This window comes from Bacillus sp. P4_D3, assembly GCF_056401855.1.
Genome location: NZ_JBFUIN010000771.1, coordinates 1 through 1,405, shown reverse-complemented (window position 1 = coordinate 1,405; position 1,405 = coordinate 1). Strand labels below are relative to the sequence as shown.

Annotated in this window: 1 protein-coding gene and 1 pseudogene; both read left to right on the top strand. The window is 38.1% G+C overall.

Annotated features, from left to right (window positions below):
- A partial coding sequence (locus AC1DTM_RS26520) for an aldehyde dehydrogenase family protein (protein ID WP_477001285.1) occupies positions 1-926 on the top strand: 926 nt, incomplete at its 5' end.
- A 256-nt stretch (positions 927-1,182) separates the two neighbouring features.
- Positions 1,183-1,405, top strand: a pseudogene (locus tag AC1DTM_RS26515) (sodium:alanine symporter); the annotation flags it as partial.

The following is a 1,405-nucleotide window of genomic DNA, read 5'->3' as shown; positions in this document are numbered from 1 at the left end:
CGATTGTATTAAAACCAGCAGAGCAAACACCTTTATCTTTACTATATACAGCGAAGCTTTTTAAAGAAGCTGGTTTTCCAAACGGTGTTGTAAACTTTGTACCAGGTTTCGGCCAAGAAGCAGGAGCTGCAATTGTAAACCATCATGATATTGATAAAGTAGCTTTCACAGGTTCAACAGTTACAGGGAAATATATTATGCGTCAATCTGCAGAAACAATTAAACATGTAACACTAGAACTTGGTGGTAAGTCACCAAACATCATTTTAGAAGATGCTGACTTAGAAGAAGCGATTAACGGTGCGTTCCAAGGAATTATGTATAATCATGGTCAAAATTGTAGCGCAGGATCTCGAGTTTTCGTTCATCGAAAGCACTATGAAACAGTCGTAAATGAACTTGTAAAAATGGCAAATGAAGTGAAGCTTGGGGCAGGTATGGAGGCGGAAACTGAAATGGGACCGCTCGTATCTAAAAAACAACAAGAGCGTGTGCTAAATTACATTGAACAAGGAAAAGCTGAAGGTGCTACTGTTGCAGCTGGCGGTGAACGTGCATTTGAAAAAGGTTATTTTGTACAGCCAACCGTATTCACAAATGTTACTGATGATATGACAATTGTTAAGGAAGAAATCTTTGGACCAGTTGTCGTTGTACTTCCATTTGATTCGACAGAAGAAGTAATTGAAAGAGCGAATCGCTCTTCATATGGGCTTGCTGCGGGTGTATGGACACAAAATATTAAAACAGGGCATCAAGTTGCCAATAAATTAAAGGCAGGAACAGTGTGGATTAATGATTATAACTTAGAAAATGCTGCTGCACCATTTGGTGGATATAAGCAATCTGGTGTTGGACGGGAATTAGGTTCATACGCCCTTGATAACTATACAGAAGTGAAAAGTGTTTGGGTAAATATTAAGTGATACTCTATTCAGTCGGGAGTCTTTTCATCCCTGCTGAATAGTAGTTGAACCAATCAGGCATTTACGGGTAGGTGATTTTCCACCTTACTTCCTTTGTGTTCAACGCATGAGGTGGGAATCATACTACCCACAAATAGCGGGATAAAAGAATGATGAAATATAGTAAGAGATGCGGACAACTGGTAGGTAGGATAAAGGTTGTCCTTTTTCTTATATATAAAATTGCTTTTTCAAAAGAATTATAAGGGGGATTTGGATGGAGAAATTAGTAGAATGGTTAGTAGGGCAGGTATGGAGTATTGGTTTAGTTGTTTTTGCATTAGGAGCAGGAGTGTATTTTACAATTGCAACTCGTTTTTTACAAATTCGTTATTTTAAAGAGATGATTAAACTATTATTTGAAGGAAAGAGCTCAGAGACTGGGATATCATCCTTTCAAGCATTTTGTTTGGCGTTATCAGGTAGGGTTGGAATAGGGA